Origin of the sequence: Mesorhizobium sp. M0894, assembly GCF_040319725.1 — a bacterium.
In the GTDB taxonomy this organism is placed as follows: domain Bacteria; phylum Pseudomonadota; class Alphaproteobacteria; order Rhizobiales; family Rhizobiaceae; genus Mesorhizobium.
Genome location: NZ_JAMYOG010000018.1, coordinates 55612 through 74501, shown reverse-complemented (window position 1 = coordinate 74501; position 18890 = coordinate 55612). Strand labels below are relative to the sequence as shown.

The 18890-nt window shown below is 59.9% G+C and carries 11 protein-coding genes and 5 pseudogenes; 9 read left to right on the top strand and 7 right to left on the bottom strand.

The genetic code is table 11. The features are described from left to right. Nucleotides 1-16: 16 nt before the first annotated feature. Nucleotides 17-993, top strand: a pseudogene (locus tag NKH91_RS26600) (class I tRNA ligase family protein); the annotation flags it as partial. Nucleotides 994-1189: 196 nt separating this feature from the next. On the opposite strand, the gene NKH91_RS26595 reads toward NKH91_RS26600, so the two are convergent. Then, entirely contained in the window at nt 1190-2383 is a 1194-nt protein-coding gene (locus NKH91_RS26595) for a trans-sulfuration enzyme family protein (RefSeq protein WP_352813013.1), read from the bottom strand. 43 nt (nt 2384-2426) lie between these two features. On the opposite strand from NKH91_RS26595, the gene NKH91_RS26590 reads away from it, so the two are divergent. The 3 genes and pseudogenes from NKH91_RS26590 to NKH91_RS26580 all read left to right on the top strand — a co-directional run bounded on the left by NKH91_RS26590 (nt 2427) and on the right by NKH91_RS26580 (nt 3760). Continuing rightward, entirely contained in the window at nt 2427-3089 is a 663-nt protein-coding gene (locus NKH91_RS26590) for a helix-turn-helix domain-containing protein (RefSeq protein WP_023722008.1), read from the top strand. Beyond that, nucleotides 3007-3578 (top strand): annotated as a pseudogene (locus NKH91_RS26585) (FMN-binding negative transcriptional regulator). Before NKH91_RS26590 ends, NKH91_RS26585 begins: the two are co-directional and overlap by 83 nt. Beyond that, nucleotides 3575-3760 carry a hypothetical protein gene (locus NKH91_RS26580; protein ID WP_352813015.1) on the top strand — a complete coding sequence of 62 codons (186 nt, stop codon included), beginning with the start codon at nt 3575-3577 and terminating at the stop codon, nt 3758-3760. The pseudogene NKH91_RS26585 and the gene NKH91_RS26580 overlap by 4 nt, the downstream one beginning before the upstream one ends. 585 nt (nt 3761-4345) lie before the next feature. Here the strand turns inward: NKH91_RS26580 and NKH91_RS26575 are convergent. Continuing rightward, complete coding sequence (locus NKH91_RS26575) at nt 4346-4780, bottom strand: hypothetical protein (RefSeq protein WP_023722004.1); 435 nt, start codon at nt 4778-4780, stop codon at nt 4346-4348. Nucleotides 4781-5088: 308 nt separating this feature from the next. Here NKH91_RS26575 and NKH91_RS26570 point away from each other — a divergent pair. Together NKH91_RS26570 and NKH91_RS26565 are read left to right on the top strand one after the other, a co-directional pair. Further along, a pseudogene (locus NKH91_RS26570) lies at nt 5089-5391 on the top strand (transposase); the annotation flags it as partial. Nucleotides 5392-5669: 278 nt separating this feature from the next. After that, nucleotides 5670-6638, top strand: a complete 969-nt coding sequence (locus NKH91_RS26565) for a glycosyltransferase family 10 domain-containing protein (RefSeq protein WP_352813018.1) — start codon at nt 5670-5672, stop codon at nt 6636-6638. A gap of 138 nt (nt 6639-6776) precedes the next feature. Here the strand turns inward: NKH91_RS26565 and NKH91_RS26560 are convergent, their stop codons facing one another. The 3 genes and pseudogenes from NKH91_RS26560 to NKH91_RS26550 all read right to left on the bottom strand — a co-directional run. Continuing rightward, entirely contained in the window at nt 6777-7133 is a 357-nt protein-coding gene (locus NKH91_RS26560; protein ID WP_352764467.1) for a hypothetical protein, read from the bottom strand. Between the two features lie 83 nt (nt 7134-7216). Then, a complete protein-coding gene (locus NKH91_RS26555) occupies nt 7217-9283 on the bottom strand; it encodes a carbamoyltransferase family protein (RefSeq protein ID WP_352813021.1) in 2067 nt (688 codons plus the stop codon). A 1046-nt stretch (nt 9284-10329) separates the two neighbouring features. Next, a pseudogene (locus tag NKH91_RS26550) lies at nt 10330-10740 on the bottom strand (type II toxin-antitoxin system VapC family toxin); the annotation flags it as partial. 155 nt (nt 10741-10895) lie between these two features. On the opposite strand from NKH91_RS26550, the pseudogene NKH91_RS26545 reads away from it, so the two are divergent. The 3 genes and pseudogenes from NKH91_RS26545 to NKH91_RS26535 all read left to right on the top strand — a co-directional run. Continuing rightward, nucleotides 10896-11297: pseudogene (locus NKH91_RS26545) on the top strand (restriction endonuclease); the annotation flags it as partial. Between the two features lie 911 nt (nt 11298-12208). Continuing rightward, entirely contained in the window at nt 12209-13963 is a 1755-nt protein-coding gene (locus NKH91_RS26540) for a hypothetical protein (RefSeq protein WP_352885397.1), read from the top strand. Nucleotides 13964-14076: 113 nt separating this feature from the next. Further along, nucleotides 14077-15234 (top strand): NAD(P)/FAD-dependent oxidoreductase, encoded by a 1158-nt coding sequence (locus NKH91_RS26535; protein ID WP_352813028.1) that lies wholly within the window; start codon nt 14077-14079, stop codon nt 15232-15234. On the opposite strand, the gene NKH91_RS26530 is transcribed toward NKH91_RS26535, so the two are convergent. Both NKH91_RS26530 and NKH91_RS26525 read right to left on the bottom strand, forming a co-directional pair. Continuing rightward, nucleotides 15173-17125 (bottom strand): LodA/GoxA family CTQ-dependent oxidase, encoded by a 1953-nt coding sequence (locus NKH91_RS26530; protein ID WP_352813030.1) that lies wholly within the window; start codon nt 17123-17125, stop codon nt 15173-15175. The genes NKH91_RS26535 and NKH91_RS26530 overlap by 62 nt on opposite strands. 64 nt (nt 17126-17189) lie before the next feature. Further along, nucleotides 17190-18731, bottom strand: coding sequence for a hypothetical protein (locus NKH91_RS26525; protein ID WP_352813032.1), 1542 nt, complete (start codon nt 18729-18731; stop codon nt 17190-17192). Between the last annotated feature and the right edge of the window lie 159 nt (nt 18732-18890).

Below are 18890 nucleotides of genomic sequence, written 5' to 3'. Positions count from 1 at the left end.
GGAGGGCGCGGAAGCCTTCACCATCGTCATCCCGCCACCGAACGTCACCGGCTCGCTGCATATGGGCCATGCGCTCAACAACACGCTGCAGAACATTCTGGTGCGCTTCGAGCGTATGCGCGGCAAGAATGTTCTTTGGCAACCAGGCATGGACCATGCCAGCATCGCCACGCAGATGGTGGTCGAGCGCCAGCTTGTGGAGAAGCAGATCCACCGCCGTGACCTGACGCGCGACGAGTTCATTGAGAAAGTCTGGGAGTGGAAAGCCGAATCCGGCGGCGCGATCTTCAACCAGTTGAAGCGGCTCGGGGCCTCGGCCGACTGGAGCGGAGAACGTTTCACCATGGACGAGGGCCTATCCAAGGCGGTGCTCGAAGTGTTCGTCACGCTCTACAAGGAAGGCCTGATCTACAAGGACAAGCGCTTGTCAACTGGGACCCGAAGCTCTTGACCGCGATTTCCGACCTGGAGGTCGAACAGCAGGAGGTCAACGGCAACCTCTGGCATTTCCGCTACCCCGTCGAGGGCGAGGTTTTCGATCCGGAAAATCCTAAAACGTTCATCACCATGGCGACGACACGCCCCGAGACGATGCTGGGCGATACGGCGGTGGCGGTGCATCCCGACGACGAGCGTTTTCGGCATCTGGTCGGCAAGAACCTCATCCTGCCGATCGTCGGCCGCAAGATCCCGGTGGTGGCGGACGAGTATTCCGATCCCGAAAAAGGCAGCGGTGCGGTCAAGATCACGCCGGCGCATGACTTCAACGATTTCGAGGTCGGCAAGCGCCACCGGCTGCCGGCGGTCAACATCCTCACCGTCAATGCGGCGGTGAGCCTCAAGGACAATGAGGCCTTTCTGGCCGGACTGGAGGTGACGCCGTAGCGCCATGCGGTCCGGGACGAGCTCGACGGTCTCGACCGTTTCGTCGCGCGCAAGAAGATCGCCGAGCTGATGCAGACCGGCGGTTTCCTCGAAAAGGTCGAGCCGCATCGCCAGACCTGAAGCGGCGGTTACGGCGATCCTGAACAAGGTGCGGTCTCTCCGCGCCAACGCATCCGACACGGAGATTTTCGATCGAAATCTAAGCATCGTCGAAGATGCTTTGCCTGATCTGGGCGCCCAACCGTAGCAGGCCGCATTGCTGCGCCAGCCGCCACGTAAAGGTGCCAGAGTTCTTGCACCCGCGTCATTCGGCTGCCGCTTTGAAGGTTCCGCCTAGGGCCTGCATCAGGTCATCGATAATGTCCTGAGGATGCTCAAGTCCCACTGACATTCGCAGCAATCCGCCTGGCGCCTTGGACTTGGCACCCTCGACGGATGCGCGATGCTCAATCAGAGAGTGCGTCCCGCCAAGGCTTGTCGCCCGGGCAACAATCTCGAGGCGGCCGGCCACGGCCATCGCAGCATCGGCTCCGCCTTTAACGATAAAGGATAGCATCGCTCCGTAATGCCTCATTTGCCGCTTAGCGAGATCGTGTCCCGGATCAGTTTGCAGGCCAGGAAAGAGTACTTTTTCGACGCGCGGATGAGACGCCAAGGCCTCAGCAACCTTCTGGGCGCCTTCGCAATGCGCGCGCATGCGTACCGGCAATGTCTGGAGGCCCCGCAATGCCAGCCAACAGTCGAATGGCGCTGCGACGCTGCCCTTGTGTCTCTGGATCATCCGCAGTGGGCGACCGAGGGGTGACGAGTGCGGGACAATGACGACACCCGCCATCAAATCCGAGTGGCCGCCTATGTACTTTGTCGCCGAGTGCATCACCGCGTCCGCCCCAACTTCGAGCGGCCGTTGGAGCACTGGGGTGGCCCACGTATTGTCCACCACCGCCAAGGCGCCGGCCTCGTGCGCGATTTTGCAGATGGCCGAAATGTCGACAACGCGGATCATCGGGTTTGACGGCGTCTCAACCCAGACGAGGCCAGTCCGCTTCGATGTGACCGCGGCGCGCACGGCATCCAGATCGCGCATGTCGACGGCCGCAAAGTCGAAGCGAGACCCAATGTCGGTCTCGTCAATCAGCGAACGAATGCCGAAATACATGTCATCCGGCAGAACGATCCGACCCGTCGACGGATGGCTCTCAAAGACTGCAGCGATTGCAGCCATGCCCGACGCGAAGGCAATGCCATCTTCTCCGCCCTCGAGCGCGGCCATGGCCATTTCGAACGCGTTGCGTGTCGGATTTCCATCCCGGGTGTATTCGAATCCGGAAGGAAACGAGCCGTCGACGCTACGTTGGAACGTCGTGCTGGTGTTCAGCGGCAGGGACACCGCCCCCGTGGAAGCGTCGACAGCTCGGCCGCAATGGATCGCCTTTGTTTCAAAACGCATCGGCAATTCCTCGCTAACGGGGCAGTTGCACAATTTCAGGCCGGTCATTATATTGACCGTAATAAGTGAGCCGAGGCACTAAGTCGATATAATGACCGATGTTACGACAGCGTTGGACCCCGAGCGGGTGCTTGGCCAAGCGATAGCGGTTCGGATCCGACAATTGAGGCGCGACCAAAACCTGACCCTGGATCGACTGGCAAAACTGAGCGGCTTATCCAAGGGAACCGTCGTCACGCTGGAGCAAGGCAAGGCGAACCCCAGCATCGGCATACTTTGCCGACTGGCGGCGGCGTTTTCGCTTTCGGTGGCCGATTTGTTGAATGACCATCCTTCCACAGTTCGCCTTCCTATTGAGCGGACAGAGACGAGGACGCTTTGGACAAGCGCTAAAGGAAGCTTTGCACAACTTCATTCATCGATCTCGGGACGAACGATGTTCGAACTGTGGAGCTGGGCCATTATGCCGGGCGACGTGTTTTCCGCAGATGCTCATAGTCCGGATACGCGCGAGCTGATCTCGGTGACTCAGGGGTCCCTAAGTGTCGTGGTGGGTACCCACGCAGTAATTTTGAGCCAAGGCGAGAGTGTGCGGCTTGTCACTGACCAACCGCACTCATACGCGGCGGCATCTGATCTGCCTGCCCACTTCTCGATGGCAGTTCTTGAGCGTGGTGGACAGCGAGATCCGGGGCCCTCTTCGCCGGCAACGAAGATGCCCGGGCCCGTTCCGCAAGACACCGCCGCTCGCTAACGACCGCCCATTCGCGACAGGAGATCCACCGTTGTACGTTCCGCCCCATTTTGCCGTCCCCGATCGCAACACCCTGCTTGACCTAATCGAGAGACATCCGCTCGGTATCCTGGTCACCCACAGCAAAGGCACACTCGCGCGAACCACATTCCCTTCGAGCTTGACCGCTCGAAGGGAGACAAAGGCGTCCTCAATTGCCATGTTGCACGCAAAAATCGAGTCTGGGAGGAAGTTGCCAATGGCGATGAAGTCCTCGTTATCTTCCGTGCGGCCGACGCTTACATCTCGCCGAACTGGTATCCAAGCAAGCATGAATTCCATAAGCAGGTGCCGACATGGAACTATCTCGTCGTCCACGCCCACGGACGCATCACTGTCCGGGATGATGAGCACCATGTGCGCCGTAACGTGGCGAAGCTCACTCACATGCATGAAGCCTCGCAGCCTGGCCCCGTGGAAGATGGGCGACGCGCCGAAGGACTTCATTGACACGATGGTTAAACGCGATCGTCGCCCTGGAAATCGAGATCACCGGCCTGGTTGGTAAATCAAAACTCAGCCAGAACAAAGAGGTGCGCGACATTCAGAACGCTGGTGAAATGCTGAATGCCCGAGGCGTCAATGGGATGGGAGAAGCGATGCTCGCGGCTGCGGCGGCCAAATCCCAATAGCATCTATCTTGTCCCGACAAGCCGCTGGTGCTGGATTTCCAAGGGGTGACCTTGAGAGACAAATGCTTCGGCTCGCCGGAAACGCGACCAGCACCTGACCACCCGCTATGCGGCAGATGGACAAGAACTCAGGCCGCCATCGCCAGCCAGATCCGCAATGCCGCCGGATCGATGGAAGCTGCTTACCCCGCCAGCCTTTCCGGTCACGTCGCCTACGTCGTCAATACCTCGAACAGCAGCCTGGCGCTTAAACCGAGTTGCGTGTTCGGTATGGCGGCATAGCGGTTTCGAGATCCGAGCCGACTGGCAGCGAACGCCACGCCCCACGGTGGCGATGCCTCGCAGCCAGGTTGGATGACCAAGCAGCCGGGATGTTCAGCAGGCTTGCACCCGCTTCAGATGCGAGACGGGTCAAGACGATCATCCTGCACAACGTCACGCGGCGGTGGGCCGGTTCCGAAAAGGGCCGGCCCCGGCCGTTCATACAAGTGGAGTTGGGGGCGCGGGGCCGGGTCAAGCCTGTCGGGTCGGACCCGCCGGGACAGCGCGTACATCATCCTGGCAACGCCAGGCGCTCGTCCGGCGTCATGCGGGCTTCGGCTTGGCGCGCCGAATGTCTGGACCGGCATCGCGGAGCATGGCGCACCCCATGCTGCCCCTGGCCAGATCGCAAATGACGCACGGCTTGTTCGTAACCGTTCGGCCAAGGCCGCGGTGGCTATGATTTCGGGCGATGGTTTCTGCGGTAGGTTTGGGCGGTGCGTGGCCCGCAGCCCTGCGCTCGTCGACGATATGCCGAAGGTTGTTGATGCCGTCTTCGGTGAAGACGACGGTAGGTTCGCTTAATTCGGATGCGGGATAGTCGTCGTAGCGGCCTGGTGACGTCTCGTGGACGGATGGCCTCAGGACTTCTCGCGCATCGGTACTTCTCGGCTTCTCGCCCGCAATCGCCATTGCCGCAATCCAGAGCAAGGTGGCTTTGGTCAGCTCCGGCGGATCAATACGGCTTAGGACGCGCATGTGTTTTTTAGCGGCCGGATGAGCGGCTCCAGAAGCGAAGTCGCTGCCATGACTGTCGCCGGAAGCCCCGGCTATGCCGAACCCTGATGAACATCTGACGCGATGGCGACTTTTTTCGAGCCGTCACGCCACAAAGGAGGAACGGCTGTGAAGGCTGGGCGGCGGCACTTTCATTCTCAGGCGCCGCTCTATGCCACCTGCCGGCCAAGCGCGGTTGGCACAAATCTTGAACCTCTCTTTGCGCGGCGGCAGGAGCTGCAATCGCACGTTCGGCCTCACGCAATGAAAGACCGGTCACGATTGCCATGATGCACAGGCTTGCCATGCGCTTCCGCTGCATTTTGCGGGGCCGTGAATTGGACAAGCTCGACACCTGGATCGACGATGCCGTCAACGCCGGGCTCCTCGCCATCACGCGTTTCGCTCGGGTCCTACGCCGTGACATTGACGCCGTTCGCAATGCCATTGAATTACCGTGGAGCAACGGCCAGGCGGAAAGGCAGATCAACCGCCTGAAGACGATCAAGCGTACGATGTACGGCAGAGCGGGCTCCGAACTCCTTAGGGCACGCATGCTGCCACTCAACCGGCCTGATCACCACACAAAGTGAGGAAGAACCTCGTTAAGTGCAAAGCGACATTGCCTCGACAGCGGGTCCCGGAAGGTTTATGCTGCCCAGTGTTACCGCAATCCGGAATGGCGATGAGTACCTTCACGAGTGAAGGGATTCCCGCGGTCTTAGAGATGAGTTGTCGAATGGCGCGAAGTCGCACAGAATCGTGTGTTTGATAACGATCAGGATCGCGAGCTATTTCAGGCGCAGAGAGGTCTTGCGCCCGATGCACAAGTTGCTCCCGGTCCAACGGAAGTGAATGGGGTGGAACTGCCTTGTCGGCCAAATTGTTGACGGAACGTCCGGCGCCCATTGTTGCTACATGTCTGGATTCTTGGGGCAATTTGGATGATGCAATCCACCATCTCACTCCAAAGGGGAGTGGAATCTGGAACAATGTCGCTTTTGTACGCACGACATCCTTCGCGCCCGATTGGCATATTGTCTTTAACTCTGCTTCTCTTTTTGGGCTCCCTGTTGATATCGAGGCGAGCCCAAACAGGATAATTTTTGCAATCGGCGAACCGCCGACGAAAGCTCATCGCGCATTTCATGAAGGGCAGGGGAAAAATACTATAATCCTGACGTCTGACGCAGAGCTGGCTGCTCGGCAGAATGCAGGGCGCCGATTCGTATTGTCTCCACCTATCACTCGGTCTTGGTCTGTAAACAAGACATATGACCAACTTCTGGTCAGCGAAGTCGTGGACAAGCCGCTTCGGCTCTCATGGATTACCAGTAACATCGCCCTGCTTAGAGGGCATCGATATCGGCTGGCGTTTCTGGAACGGCTGAGAGAGGAGCTCGATTTTGACCTGTTCGGCCGAGGTTTTCGGCTGATTGGAGATAAATGGAACGCACTCGCACCTTACCGTTACAGTATAGCTTTCGAGAATACTCGTGCTGATTACTATTTTACAGAGAAGCTTATGGACTGCTTCGTTGCTGAAACAATGCCGATCTATTACGGCAGCCCGGCAATCACGAGGTTCTTCCCTTCGGACTCAATGGTTCTGATTGACCCAGAGGACAAGAACGTAATCCAAAAAATTCAAGGAATCATCAACTCGGACCTGTGGAAGGAGCGTCGCGGCGCAATACTAGAGGCGAAGCGGTTGGTTCTCGAGAAATACAATACGTTTGCTTATCTCGCGGGCTTCATCGAAAGCGTTCAGGATAAACCCTTACCACCGGAAGTTATACACATCGGTTCGCCTGCGGTCGATTTTGGGAGAGACGCATGAAGTACTCCAACGCTCGCTTCGCGTGCCCGGCGGTTGGTGGTCTGGCGAGATCGGTACGGAACGCTCGGCGGAGAATGTCTACCTGCACAGACGGGCCGGCACGGGCGCACGAGGTCATGCGCACCCGGCCGCCGCTGATCAGACGAACTGGGGAAGGCCAGGAACGGAATTGAGGACCTCGTCCACGAGTTCGTCGCCGGCATGTTCCTTGGCGAAGGCGATCGTCTCGTTGGCGAGGGCGGCGATCTTTAGAATGCTGAGACCCTCACTCATCAATTGCTGGCCGAGCCCAATGAGGCCGCCTCCGCCCTCTGGGTCGTCGCCATGATACTTCGCCACTAATTCCGAAGCTCCGGGAATGGCCTCGATCATGCGCGCAACGGGACCGTCGGCCGCGTGGCGTTGCAGGAAACCCAGCATTAACCCAACGGCCTTCTCTGCGAGAGCCGGGCCGATGCCGGCACCAGTGGCGATGCGCGATAAGAATTCTTCCATGGCAGGGTTCCTCTCTCTTTAATGAGGTTTACACGGGGCCGGTCCGGCGCCCAAAGCGCCGAGCTTGGATAGCGGCATCGCTATCACGCTGAGAGCCCGTTATGCTGGTCCAGCGTTTGATCGCAGTCTTGATCCATGCGAGCAGCTTGTGAGGGATGCAACCGAACGAGGCGCTGCTCCCACAGTCGTCGCAGGCCCTCCATCAAAGCGTCACGCTTAGCCTGATCCGGCGCAATTGTATTGAGGAGATCTCCCAACATGGCTTCGCCCTCAATCCGCATCAGCAGATTAAACAAGTCGTGTGAAATTCGCACACTGTCACTGCTGAAGTGGGTCGTGCTGATCTCGCAGTGAGTCTCCCGACGATCTGGCGCTTTGTAAGCGCGGGTTTGATGGAGGGACACATAGGGCGGCAACGAAACCGCAAGCGCAGTCCAATCCTGCAGCGTTGCAGCCCGCTTTTTTACCAGGAAGGGCCCGACCACAAGTCCATCCAGCTCTGTCGTCAGAAAGGTGGCAATCGCGTCTGCAACCGAATCCACGATCGGTTCGGCATTGTTGTTAAAGGAGGTATTGAGCAGAATTGGAGTGCCTGTGCGCTTCTTGAACGCATTGATGACCTCCCAGTACGCGGGATTGGCGTTGCGCGATACTGTTTGCAGGCGAGCGGTACCGTCGACGTGCGTGATGGCACCGAGCAAGGCGCGCTTTGAGTCACGCACGCGAACGACGAAATTCATGAATGGAAATTCGTGCCTACCGTCCGGGAGGTCGAAAAATTCGCTCGCATCCTCCTCCAGCACAGATGGCGCGAAGGGCCGATAGCCTTCGCGCTTCTTGACCATCGCATTGATCCGGTCCTTGTTTGCGGCGGGCCGAGGGTCGGCAAGAATGCTGCGGTTGCCCAGCGCACGTGGCCCAAACTCCGAACGACCCTGCACCCAGCCGATCACGGCGCCGTTGGCGATCCAGTCGGCTGCACTGCTTGCCACGTCATCAGAGCGTTCAGCCTCGAGATGTCCGGCCCATGCATTCAGTTCCTGTTGCACGGCGCGCTCGCTCCCGAGATCAGGACCCCAATAGACCTCCTGCAGTCGCTCACACGGCGCGGGGCGGCCCATCTCGTTAGAGACTATCAGCGCAGCTCCCAATGCGCAGCCAGCGTCGTGAGACGCGGGTTGCACGAAGATGTCTTCGAAAAGCCCTGAATACAGCAGCTTACCGTTCATCGTGCAGTTGTGGGCCACCCCCCCCGCCAGGCACAACCGCTTCATGCCGGTGGCCTCACGGTGATGCCGGAGAATGTGGAACACGATCCGCTCAAGCGCTTCCTGCAGTGACGCACTCACATCTCGATGCTGCTGGGTGAAGGGCATTCCCTTTCGCCTGACCTCGATATTGCGGAGCAACGCCGGACCGATGCGGTCGAGGTGAACACGGTAGCCACCGCCATTGGCGGAGAGCTCGTAGAACTGCTCGAAGAGCTCGCGATAGGGAGCGGGGTCGCCGTAGGGCGCGAGTCCCATTACCTTATACTCGTCGAACAAGCCGTAGCCGAGATAGCGGATCGTCTCGAGATAAAACAGCCCAAGAGAATTGTTCTCGGGGAAAGCCTCGAGTTGCGTAATTTCTGTGCCAGACCCTACCGCCACGAGGCCCGATAGGAAATCACCAGAGCCATCAATCGCTAGAATGAGACTTTGTTCGAAGCCCGACATTGCAAAGGCGCTCACGGCGTGCGCCTGATGATGACTTACGAATGAAATACGCGAACTGTCCAACTTAGTGCCGAACTCACGCGTTAACAGATCCTGCACCAACGTTTTAGCACCCAACGGAATGGAGAGAATGTCCGGGTGGGATGCGGACATACCTTCAAGCATGGCATTGGCATAGGGCTCGCTGGCGTAGAGCGCGACACGATCAATGTCGTTGAGCTGAACCCCCGCCGCTGACAGACAGTATTGAATCGAACGAATTGGGAGCTTGTTGGAGTGTTTCATCCGATTGAGGCGTTCCTCTTCGACGGCTGCTATCACCCGTCCGTCTCGGACGAGCACCGCGGCGCCATCGTGCATAAAGGCGTTCCGAAGCTCGAATCGGTTTTCATGGACTTGGTCAAGTCCGCCGCTAATTCCTAGACACAGCATTTCTTTCTCCACATAGTGACGGGCAAGCCAAATTGGCCTGCCTCCGTTTCCAACTAAATAGGCCGCGTTGTCGCTTGCAGCTGCAACCGCCTGTCAGGCATCACCGGCATCAAAGAACGCCTCATAAGGGGTCCGCCTGAATCAACATGAGATGCTTCGATCGTGGCGCCTGCCGTTCCATGACGCCGAGAGTTTGGCTGGATCCGAATCTTGAGCGGCTGCTGACTTGCATGCCGGCGATGCCGTTTTCATCTGCAGCACGAACTTGTGACGCGGGGTGCCTGTATCCTTGCGAAGGGGCGGCTGTTGACGAATAATACCGCGCCGTGAACTGGCCCGATTTCATTCCCCGAAAGACCATCGCACAGGCGAGTGACACGTGCTGCACTGTCCGCCTGCTTCCCGGTCGCACATCCGATAACGCCTTCGCTTGTGCAGGAGGCCGCATCGCGTCATGCGTCGGCCAAACATGGCACCGACTGGAAGCAGGGCAATACCGCGTAGATGTAAAGTGCGCTGATGTTGTATGGTAGCGCACCGGCCGGGTCTCCAATCCGCTGCCCAGACGAGCCGACCGGATCTGCCTGCGGCAATAAGCCTGCCACAAGCAGAAACGCGCTGGGCAGCTGGCTCCCTGCAAGACTTCGCAGCTCAGGAACATTGAGGGACGACTAGCGTCGGACCGCCGACATGGTCGGCCAGTTGCAACTCATTTCTCGGGACGACCTCCACTGCACGTCAGGGCGCATGGAAGATTTTCTCCTTTGGATGGGTGATCGGTGCGGGATGTGCTTTTGTCCATGCAAGATTTCCGAAGAGTTATGAAATCGTTTGTTTCGATCAAAGTCATCCACGCTATGAATAGCTGCCGGACATGCGCTTCAAAGTGCTTCAGGCCTCCCGGACGGCTACTCCGATTTAAAGCGCGTGGCATTCCATGCGCTCTGTCACAACATTTTTCAGCAAAGGGTATGAGAGCAAACCCACACTTCTTGTTCGAAAGTCGCTTCGCGCATTCGGGATGAGGTGCTGGGCGATTCACGCATCCACGAATCGAAGAGCTCTATTCCGAAGCCTTCGAAATCCTTCGGATTACGCGTTACCAGAGTGAGCCCTGGGCAATGGCTGTGGCTGCGATCAATCCGTCCATTGACGTCAGCACGCGGCCGCGGCGCTTCGCAAGACCAATCAGATCGCAGGCCAGAGCAACCGGCTCGTCGACGGGGAGGACTCTCTGCTCTAAAACGCTAAGGCAGGTCTCGGGCAAGCCATTCGGCCAGTGCCTCATGCTTCCGACCCTCGCCCAAGAGAGCAACGCCGCGCCGGATTTCGGCGATCGAGACCACGCTGATGAACGAGCGATCCTCGTCGAGCTTGTCCAGCCATTCCAGAACGCGTGCGTCCGGCGCCGGCCTTGTCACCTCGGACAGGATATTCGTGTCCAGCAGTAGCCTCACAGCGGCAGATCACGCGGTTCATCGCGTTGACGCTCAAGGTCGAGTTCCGCGCCGCGTAGCGGCGACTCCAGCAGAAACTCCTCAAGCGTACCCTTGCGCACAGCCACGGCCGTCATCCGTCTGATCCCTGCCGACGTCGAGGCCATTTCGAGAGGCTTTTGACCGAGCTTTTCAACGCCTGGGGAATGGATGCGCGCGGCGGCTTCCGTTTGGCTGGGGAGCAGATCGATGGCTCGTTCCAGCTCAATGGCGACACCTATCTCCTCGAGGCGAAATGGCATCGTGTAAAGACGGATGCCAACACCCTCCATGGATTTCAAGGCACGGTAAGCGAGCGCCCGGAATGGACGCGCGGGCTGTTCGTGAGCTTTGCTGGTTTCACTGATGTTGGCCTTGGGGCATTCACCGCCAGAAAGATCATCCTTGCAGACGGGATGAATATTTACGATGCATTGGCGCGGCGTTTGTCGATCCCAGAGATAATCGCGGCAAAAATCCGACACGCCTCTGAGTATCGGAATCCGTTTGAACGTGTGAGAACTTTGTTTCCATTGTGAGGGACGGCGTCCATGAGGCGGGTTTCGGCAAAGAAGGCGGGAGCAGCGCGACTTCAAAGGGACCATAGGCTTGGGTGATTTCTCTCTGTATGGACGTATGCTCGAACACGGCACTCTCGCGGAACCGCCTGGCGATATTCCCGACGCGCGCTTCGCCTTACCCTCGACAATCCACTGGATGCGTGGCCTCGCCATTCTCGCGGAGGCTGCCGATGCCAGCTTTTTGTCGGCACGGGCGTTTTATGCGTCTGTACCACGGCGAGCGATGGCAGAACGTGAGATCAACACGGTCTGCGAGCAGATGCTGTTCGCCCTACACCAACTTGCCGCCCTGGCGGCGCTTGAGCTCGCGCCGAACAAGGCCGACGTAGCGCGCAGTACCTGGTACTATGGGATCTATGGTGCTGCTTCCGCCATGATCGCTGCCGGCGACGGGTCCTTCCCCGACACCCATGCCGCGACCGCGCAACAATGGGACCGCCAGTTTGCGGCCAACCGGCTCGTCGTCGCGCCCTTCGCCGACCGGCTGTCGAATCTGACCGATGTCGAGCTCAAAAAGCAACTCGAGGGTCCGCGGGGTCGCGGCAAGCACTCTCTGACAGTCAAGCCCGTTTCGGAGGAACAAGCGTGGGGCTGCATCGCCGAGTATCTCGCCGGGACTGCCGACTGGGAGCAATGGAACATCCGGGAGCGCGTACGCGCAAGCCGTGAGTTCAGGGATCTGGGCGCCGACAGCTTTCGCACGGCGGCCGCCCGTGGCCTGCGCGACGCGGCCTATGCCAAGCGCAGCATCGCCTTTCTGCATCAGGCCTCGCGCTATCGCGGAAAGGCCAATTATCGCGACGCCATCTATCTCGGCTACGGCAAGTCTGTGCCCCAGTTGCTCGACGGGTTCATTGTCGATCTCGCCAGTGTTCTCCGGGCGTTTTCAGGCATGGCGGCGGCCTATTGCGCCGCGCGGCTCGGCCGCCAGATCTGGTCTGACTTCGTCGCCGACCTTGAGGCGAAACGGGCGCTTTCGCTTTCGCCGTCATCGATGTGGGCTATATGAGGCGGGCCGCGTCATGAAAAAGGAGTTTGAGGATCTTACTCGGCGGATCGATGCGATCCGCGCCGAGATTGACCCACTACTGCCGAAGCTCGCCGCAGCCAGGCATGCCCATTTCTCCAATCCGACCAAGCAGAACGAAGCCGACCTTGATGCGATCCAGGCAGACGTGCTGGCTCTGCATAAGGAAAGCTCTCGCCTCGTCGCGGAGCTACCTGCTGCGAGCGGTCTACCGCTTGAGATGTTCGAGAATGTGATGACAGATGAGGGTGCACCGGGCGGTCGCCCGGACCATCTTCCCCGGCAGAACCTGACGGTGGATCAGATCGAGACGACAGCCGACATCGATGCCCTGCTTCCCGACGCGCTCGACCGCATGGAGAGCCTCCTGCCCAAGGGATGGCTCGCGGATCAACCAAGAGAAGCAGGCCGCCTCGGCTCGCTTCTGGACTCGGAGGCCTTTCTGTCGCTGACAAAGGGAACCCGACTCGACAGCGCGAACTCTGCCCTGCACCGGCTTCGGCAGGCGATCTTCGTGGGCCGGGACTACCAGGAGGGCCACAAGCTTTATGATCACTTCGCCGGCGCGGCTCTCATCCCGGCGATGGTCAGGCTTGCAACGCAGGGCTATCACATCGGTCAAGTCGGCGGCGAAAGGGACGAACGGCTCCGGCATCTCTGGCATGGGCCGAGTTCGCAGGTCGACGCCACTATATTCGAGTTGCTGACTGCTGCTGCGTGCGTCGAGATGGGGCGCAGCGTCGAATTTCTGACGGCAACGGACAAGAAGTCGCCCGACATCCGCTGCCACGATCCGTTCCCGCTCGTCATCGAGTGCAAGAGGCAAGAGACGGTCTCGCAATACGAGGCTTTGGAAGAGGCGCGCATGCGGGCGTTGTTTGCGGTGCTGCGTGCCGAGGCCAGCAAGCGAGGTCTTTGCGGAGGGTTCAGGCTGACACTCTCGGTCGAAGCATCGCAGATCGACATCAGCGACGTTGCCGCCAAGCTCGTCAGCCAACGCCTCGCACCACACCCCGAACGACCCTTGCGCTACGATTGGGGTACGATTGCCCTTGTGCCCATCCCCTTGTCGGTGGACCTTCCGTCCAACATGCGGCTCTACAGCCCGAACATGCTCCAATATCTGTTCGACTGGTCAACGGACCTGCCTGACTGGGACGGCATCTGCTGCTCGGTCGCCATGGGCGGCGAGCCGAGCACCGACAGGGTACGCTCGCCGATCGCGATGATGTGGCGCAACGACTCGTCCGAGGCCCTGAAGAAGCGTACCTGGGCGCCGTCGAATCTGTTCGGCGCGGCGAGCTTCCAGGTGCCGGCGGGAGAATTCGGCATCGTTTATGTGAACTATGTCGAGGGCGCCCGCGCCGAAATCGCCGACATGCGCGTGAAAGCGTTCAGCGATCGCCTGCACGAATTCGAGCACTCGGCAAAGGTCCGAATTCCGATTGCGGTTCTCAGCCGCCTCTATCCAAGGCCGCTCAACGAAGGACAGCCTGACCTCATCGAGAGCAGCGTTCGATATGTGAGCGGCCTCTACGGCGAGCCTGTTCTCTTCGGTTCCTTCCCAACAACCTTGTTCACGCTGGCAGGCGCGTAGAACAGGACGAACATTGCACACTGTCCCGCCGAAACCTACGCTCGCTTTCTTCGCCGGCATCGGTCGAGACACCTTTTTTAGCTATTTCAATCAGCGGGGTGGTCAGTCTCTGCATGGCACAGCGCGTTCTCATACTTGGAAACGGCGTAAGCGGACATGCGCTGGCCGTGTCTTTGCGGCGCCGTGGCCACGATGTCTACCTCGTAGGAACTACGAGGGCCGGTCCACGCGGATCGATTGGAGAACACCTCGCGCCAGAAGCGCTTCCTCACCTTCAGGCACTCGGCATGGAGGACTTGGTTCAGGACCGGGCGCATTTGCGAAGTCCCGGAGCAGTCAGTCTTTGGCAAGGCAGAATGGCGATCAAGGACTATTCATTCTCGCTTGGCGGTGACGGCTACAATCTAGACCGCGCCGTTTTCGATGCCCATCTGCGCGTATTCGCAGACCAGGTCGGCGTAACACTGCTTGATCGTGTCTCCCTGAGGGCAATTCGACGTGCCGCAAATTCCTGGGTTGTCGAGCTCGGGTCAAAACTGTCGACCATACGGATCGAGGCGGATCTGCTGGTCGATGCATCAGGACGGTCCGCCACACTGGCCCGGCGCTTGGGGGCTCGGAGACGGTTCCTCGACAATCTGATTGCTGTTGCGGGCCGCTATCGCGGAGAAGATCGAGGCGACGCTCGGCTAATCGTCGAATCTGCCGGCGAGGGCTGGTGGTACGCTGCGCGTCAGACGCAGCATCGGCGCATCGCTGTCTATATCACAGAGCCGGCTGATGTCGCAGGTTCGGACCAGACTGCGCTTTGGCAGAGCAAACATTCAGAAACTGAGCTCGTGAAAACTCTTGGTCCGCCTCAAGAGGCGATGGTAGCCGCATGGGACGCCAGAAGCATGGTTCTCCTGCCACAAGGTGGAGCCGGCTGGATCTCGATCGGTGATGCGGCGATGGCATTCGACCCGCTTTCAGCGGCAGGCATCACCAAGGCGCTGGCCGACGCCTGCGCGGTTGCCGCGCTGGTCTCCGACCGAGGAGCAATCGAGAGTGAAGGGGTTGGTCGATTGTTTGTGGATCGTGGCAGGCGCTGGCGCGGCTATATTGCCGGGCTTCAGGCCAGCTATGGTGGCCTGGCATCGGATCAAGGGCAGTGTTGGGCCAAGCGTCGTCGCTGGGCAACGGAGCTCGATTCGGTCGAGCCCGCCGGATTCAGCGGTCCCGCAGATGGGGGAAACGCGCTCGCAGATACGAGTGGCGCTCGGAGTCACTAGACCATCCTGCCTTTTGGGCCTGCAGATCGGCTTCGCTTGGCGTTCCCTGGAGCTGACGGAGCGCTGCGAACTCGGCACGAAAGCCCGCTCGTGCCGTTTTCTCCGCATGTAGGTGCTCGACATAGATTTCCTTGGGCACCCCAAGCTGCGCGGCATCGTCAGGCCCGGGCAACAGGCACACGATTCCGAGCTTTTGAAGATGATCGATCATGCGCTGAATTGCGTTGGCGAACGATACGTCCGGGCCCAAGGGTGCGTACCAGCTCTTGCGGGTCGTGAAGGCGCCAATTCTTTCTTCTCGCGACTTCGTCTTGTCCATCAGGATCTCGTAATCCTCGCCGGTAAGCACGTGGTTGGGCACGCGGGCCGGCCAGAATGTTGGGAGGTAAGGGTCCAAGTCGGGGAAGTACCCTGAGCGACACCCCAGCGTATCCATCTGCCATGGCAATGCCATCCATCGCGTTAGATCGCCCGGCCCTTGCGCCTGAAGGGGACCGTTGGCGGCGAATATGGCCTCTCGTGTGAGCCCGTTGCCGTAGTCCTGTGGCAGTCCTGCGCCTCGCATCCTGATGCGATATGGAGCTTCGTACAGGCCTGGGTGGCGCAAGAGCCAAGTCAGCTCGCAGCCGGGATGAAATGCGTCGGCGAGGCAAAAATGCATTGCGGCGCGATCGAGCAGTCGCGGCTGTTCGGCGAGCGGTACGTCTTCGAACGACTGCACTGGCGGGGGACCGCTCCAGTCGGGGTCAAAATGACCTGTGACCCATTTATCGACGTTCCTTTTCGCCCGATCCCACAGGCTGAGCAGATTGCCAGGCTGATCCGCTTCTGAACCGCCGATGGTTCCAAACGTGTCACCATAGATCGGCGGCAACCCTTGCCACGACGTGCCGTCCTTGCCCCGGAACAGATTGGCTAGTGAGCGACGGAGCGGCTGGTAGGTATCAGCCTCGCCGTTGTGGATGCGCGCAATCTTGTCGATGAAGTCAGGAGCCGTGAAGTCCGTTACGCCATGTGCGCCGAAGATATTGGCGATGCCCTGGTTAACCCATTGAAGTCGCGCGAGACGCTCGAACAGGGGGTAAATGTCGTGCGAGAAGGAGGGCAGGGCAGGCCTGTCGAGCCAGCGTGCGTTGGTGAACACGTCCTGCATCAAGTCGTCCAGCGTCCGCCAACCCAGAATGTCGGGAGCAAAATTCGGCGGCGCCGAGGCTACCCAGCCGTTTGAGCACGGTATTTTGCGACCATCTACGCGAACCGTGGCCGTAACCGGGCCGTCGGCAATGTCGTCGTACCAGCCGCTGGTGTTGCCGAACCAGTCATCGTCCTCGGTGCTGATAGGCGGCAGCCCCCCTGGCGATCCGCTCACGCCTCTGCCTGCCGCCACGACAAGCCGGCCGGCTTCGTCCGTGGCGAGATCGCCGAGCAGAACCTCCGCCCCAGCGTCCCGATACGCGAAGCGCCCACGGCACTGAGCAGCGCTATTGCGGCCACCGGTCGTCACCGGACCGGGGTCGATACTCAGATCCGAGCGCTTCGAGGGCTCGTAATCCGGATTGCGCCTGCGCAGCACTCGATCCTTCATCTCCGGGCGGTCCATCGCAGCGATGAAGATGTACCAGGCCGCCTTGGCGGCCGCGATGTGAACGGTCCATTCGATTTCGGCGTCGTCGGCGGTGAGTTCCTTCACTACCTTGCCATGTTCGTCATACCCATAGATTCGAAACCGGACGGCCTCGCGCCGGATTGCGCCGGTCTCGTCCCGGCATTGCGCAGCGGTCCGGGGCGCGGGACGCATCACTTCAGGCGCAAGTATCCATTCCTCGCTATTGCCAACGCGTGCGATTCCGATGCCGGGATGGATCTCCGCCCGAACGACTTCTGCTGCCATTGTCCCCCTCCGATCTTTTGGTCCGTCGAACGGCCGCCTTCTGACTTCGCGGTCCGTTAGGCTGCTAGAGCCAGTTGGCAAACCGAGAGACGATGCGGTTTTGAGGCTGCTCTCGCAGTTCCTGCAGGGCCATCGTATCCATTTCGAGCGCTCCGACGCCCCTGAAGATCACGACAATCGCTTTCTTCATCAGCTCCACGTCCATGCCACCGTGACCGTGGTCATGGCCATGATGGCCGCCGTGACCTCCTTCGTCGGCGGGCCCCTCCCAAGGGTCGTCGACATTGACCCACGTGCCGTCGACGACGAACCACTCGACGTTCCTGAGTTGTCTTCGCTTGACCGTTCCGGGCCGTGCGGCTTCCTGCGCCTTGAACCAGTCTTCAATGCGGTCATCGACCCAGCCGTGCAGCCTCCAGAACACCGGGCTGACGTGGGAGGAGAAGGTGGCGCCCAGATGATCGTTCGAGCGATCGAACCAGCCTTGAGCGAAGTCGTCGTCCTGCCGCCCCTCCGGGATAGCCAGTCCGTCGCGCGCGGGATCCCGCTGGATCGAAGTCCAGCGCATATGCATCCAGTTATGGATCGTGAATTCGATCCACGCGCCGAGCTCGCCGAGCGTGACCGTGGCGAGCCAGGCGGGGTTGGCGTATTGAACCTCCCACGATCGAAACCGGCCATTGAAGACCGCTGGGGTGCGCAGCGCCGCCAACCAAGCGGTCGTGCTCGCATCATCCGGCACGATCCAGGCCGGCGGCACCGCATAACCGTCGATGTTGCCAATCACGCGCTTCGCGCGGTCAGGTGCGAAGTCGGCGAGGACGCGGGGCTCGGGCAGCCGCTTCCAACCGGCGGGAGCGTTGGCGCCGGCGATGTCGCGAACCGCCTTGATCATACGCCGGTGCATGAACAGGAAATCTTCGCCGGAATGGTTCGCCAAATTGACGGGGCCGAGACCGGCTGACCGTTCTTTGCTGGGGGTTCCGGGCTGCCAATTATTGTCCCGAAGCCAGGTCTTCTGCTCTTCGGCGAGGTCGTCCCAATTGTCCCGGCTCGCATGCCACAGCTGATGATGCAGGCGCATCTCGGGACTTGCCAGCATCACCACGACGGGCTCGGGCAGGGGTGTCGCGCTCCGGGACTCCACGAAGTCGTGCCTCACGGCATAGAAGGAATAGCTCGCACCGGCCGGCGCGCCGTCATGCTCTACCGTGCGGAGCACAGTCCCGACGAGCGTCGGCTTCTGCTGCGCCGAGGGCTTGAAGTTCGGATGTCGCGGCCAGGTGGGGGCCAGCACACATTGATAATCGTAGATCCATGACTCCCAGGCCGATCCCTTGCGGCCGACAGCGCGGAATGAGACCGACACCGGATCGCCATCCGAATAGGTTCCCTCGACCGAGAGAAACGGGTACGGCTTTCCATTGCCATCGTCGGCAGGCGTCGGATCAACGCGCTCGCCGAGGTGACCGAACACACGTTTCGTGGCCGGATCGATGTCCAGATAGAGTTCAGCTTGCCAAAGCTGAATCCCGCCGCTCGGCTCGGCTCCATCCTCGACATTGAAGAAGCTTCTGTAAGTCCAGATACCGCGAAGTGCTTCCATGACATCCCCCGGGTGCCTCACACTATTATGCAGCCGTCGATTATTTTTGGTGTAGTTATACCGGCGGATGCTTGCGCCACTCTACTACCGGTCACGACAAATGCAACGCACTCGAAAGGAGGAAGCGACCACCTTCTACAGAGAGGGCGTCGCCTTGCA

Coding starts and splice junctions, on each gene's coding strand:
- NKH91_RS26530 (WP_352813030.1), bottom strand. CDS start 17,125: ATGGCAGCAGAAGTCGTTCGGGCGGAGATCCATCCCGGCATCGGAATC.
- NKH91_RS26590 (WP_023722008.1), top strand. CDS start 2,427: ATGACCGATGTTACGACAGCGTTGGACCCCGAGCGGGTGCTTGGCCAA.
- NKH91_RS26555 (WP_352813021.1), bottom strand. CDS start 9,283: ATGCTGTGTCTAGGAATTAGCGGCGGACTTGACCAAGTCCATGAAAAC.
- NKH91_RS26525 (WP_352813032.1), bottom strand. CDS start 18,731: ATGGAAGCACTTCGCGGTATCTGGACTTACAGAAGCTTCTTCAATGTC.
- NKH91_RS26535 (WP_352813028.1), top strand. CDS start 14,077: ATGGCACAGCGCGTTCTCATACTTGGAAACGGCGTAAGCGGACATGCG.
- NKH91_RS26575 (WP_023722004.1), bottom strand. CDS start 4,780: ATGCGCGTCCTAAGCCGTATTGATCCGCCGGAGCTGACCAAAGCCACC.
- NKH91_RS26595 (WP_352813013.1), bottom strand. CDS start 2,383: ATGACCGGCCTGAAATTGTGCAACTGCCCCGTTAGCGAGGAATTGCCG.
- NKH91_RS26560 (WP_352764467.1), bottom strand. CDS start 7,133: ATGGAAGAATTCTTATCGCGCATCGCCACTGGTGCCGGCATCGGCCCG.